The 2,165-nt window shown below is 65.2% G+C and carries 4 protein-coding genes; all 4 read left to right on the top strand.

Going from position 1 to position 2,165, the window contains the following annotated elements; all coding sequences use genetic code 11:
- Positions 1 to 624 (top strand): pilus assembly protein PilM (pilM, locus tag VFQ05_15205; GenBank protein ID HET9328113.1); only part of this gene is annotated, 624 nt, incomplete at its 5' end.
- Positions 621 to 1,199 carry a hypothetical protein gene (locus tag VFQ05_15200; protein HET9328112.1) on the top strand — a complete coding sequence of 193 codons (579 nt, stop codon included), beginning with the start codon at positions 621 to 623 and terminating at the stop codon, positions 1,197 to 1,199. The genes pilM and VFQ05_15200, both read left to right, overlap by 4 nt.
- Positions 1,190 to 1,765: a type 4a pilus biogenesis protein PilO gene (gene pilO, locus VFQ05_15195; protein HET9328111.1), complete on the top strand. Its 576-nt coding sequence runs from the start codon at positions 1,190 to 1,192 to the stop codon at positions 1,763 to 1,765. The genes VFQ05_15200 and pilO overlap by 10 nt, the downstream gene beginning before the upstream one ends.
- A partial coding sequence (locus VFQ05_15190) for a hypothetical protein (GenBank protein ID HET9328110.1) occupies positions 1,762 to 2,165 on the top strand: 404 nt, incomplete at its 3' end. The genes pilO and VFQ05_15190, both read left to right, overlap by 4 nt.

Below are 2,165 nucleotides of genomic sequence, written 5' to 3'. Positions count from 1 at the left end.
CTCCTGCTCGCCGCGGTTCCACGCGAACACCTCGAGCGGCACCTCAAGCCGCTAGGCTTGTTGGGCATCGAGCCGGAAGTCGTGGATGCCGCTCCGCTCGCGCTCGCCAACGCCGTGGGCAAGGACCCGGACCTCGGGGAGGACGCGAGCGTGCTTCTGGACCTCGGCAACCACTCCTCCCATCTCACCATCTATCAGCGCGGCCAGCCCTTCTTCGCTCGGCGCTTCGATTTCGGTGGCCAGCACCTGAGCCGGGCCATCGCCGCCGATGCGCGAATCGACGTGGCCGAGGCCGAGGAATGGAAACTCGCGGTCGGAGACGAGCATGCTGGCTTGCGGGTGAACTGGGAGGCTCCGGAGTTCCAGTCGATCCAGGAGACGTTGCGCCGAGAGCTGGTGGACGAGGTGCTAAGGTCTTTCGCGTTTTACCGGACTCAGGCGCACCTGCCCATGCTGCCGAGGTTGTGGCTTTCGGGGGGCTCGGCGAGACTGCCAGGTCTGCCTCAGCGTCTCAGCGAGATGCTGAACGTTCCGGTGCTGCTCTTCGATCCGCTGAATGGTGATGGAGGCACGGGGGGACCGCAGTTCGCCCTGGCCTACGGTCTCACCATGAGGTCCTCTTGACCGCGATCTTCACGATCAACTTCCGCCGCGAAGTCTTCCTGCGCGAGCGAGCGCGGACACGCGCCCGTCTGTTTGCGCTCGGCGGGTGGCTTCTTTACTTCGGCATGCTGGCCGTGGTCGTGGGACTCTACGGCCTCAACTGCGCCTCGCTGATGAAGCGTGTCGGCCAGGTCGAGCGTCGGTCGGCGAGGTTGAAGGCCACTCAGGGCTCGCAACAGGATTGGACCGTGGATCAGGCCCAGCTCGCCGCGGTCGAGCGCTTCCATACGAGCCCTGCCCGCTGGCGTGACAAGATGCTGCGGCTGTCGGCCTTGCTTCCCAACAACGTGGCGCTGACCCGGATCGGCGTGAACCCCGAGAACTCGACCAAGCCCGCCGATCAGAACAAGCTGGTGATCGCCGGGGAGCTGCGACCCGGCCCGAATCAGGATGCAATGCGAGCGGTCGTTCAACTCGTGTCGGTCCTGCAGAAGGACGCCATGTTCTCGTCGGGCTACCAGACCATCAAGCTCACGCAGAGTCGGATGACCGGAGGCGGCTCCTCCGCCTCGGAGTTCGTGATCGAATGCCGCTGATCAGCCCGATCTTGTCCGCCCAGCTGCGCCGGCACTGGCAATTGATGTTCGCCGTGCTGGTATTCGCGGTTTTCATCGTGGTCCATCTCCTGGTCTTTCAGCCCGCGGCTCATCGTTACCATCTGGCGCTCAAGCGCGCCGGGGATCTCGGGCTCGCAGTGGAAACCGAAGCCCCGCCCCCGCTCATGCCGCCCCGAGTCCTGGCGCTGATCGTCGAGAATGCCCTGCCCGCGACCGCGGCCGGCATGGAACGGGAATCCGGGGCGCTGACCGCCGGCCTGCTCGAGGATCTGACTCAGTTGACGACCCGGCATGGGCTTCAGGTGTTGGCCACGGAGCCGGGGATCACTGCGCAGGAGGCTCAAGCCATCCAGGTGCGGGCTCACCTCAAGATCCGTTGCTCGTTCTCGGAGTTCGTCGCGTTCGTCGATGACATGAGTCGTTCCAACCGGCTGATCGCGATCGACCGCTTCGACCTGGTCAGCGATCCTCCCGGTGAGCCCTTGCTCGATCTCTGGGTGACTCGTTACATCATCAAGCAGCCAGAGGGACCGAGACGCTCGTGAACGCTCGCACGTTCATTCCTCCCATCCTGGCGCTCGCGCTCCTCATCATCGTCGGTAATCAGACGTCGGATGCTCTGCGGCAGTCGGGCACGTGGAGGTCCGCGCCGCGGCAACTCCGTCCAGTCGCGGACCCCTATGCCTCGCTGGAGCGAGCGCTGAGTCGCTCCGATACCACGCCTTCGCTCGCGGCGCTCCGGGATCCGTTCAGCTTCGGGCGTGTGGCGGGTCCGCGTGCGACTCCCGTTTACAGGCCGGTCGCTCCAGCCCCCATCCCCCAACCGGTCGTCACCGCGATCGTCACCGACGCTGATGCTCAGCGGGCCATCGTCGTCTATCTTGGCACCAGCTATTCCGTGAAGTCGGGCGACCTGTTCGCCCAATACCGGGTGGTGAGCATCTC

The sequence above is a fragment of the Candidatus Eisenbacteria bacterium genome, from assembly GCA_035712145.1.
In the GTDB taxonomy this organism is placed as follows: domain Bacteria; phylum Eisenbacteria; class RBG-16-71-46; order RBG-16-71-46; family RBG-16-71-46; genus DASTBI01.
Note: the sequence above shows the minus strand (reverse complement) of the source record. Positions and strands in the feature narration are given on the sequence as shown.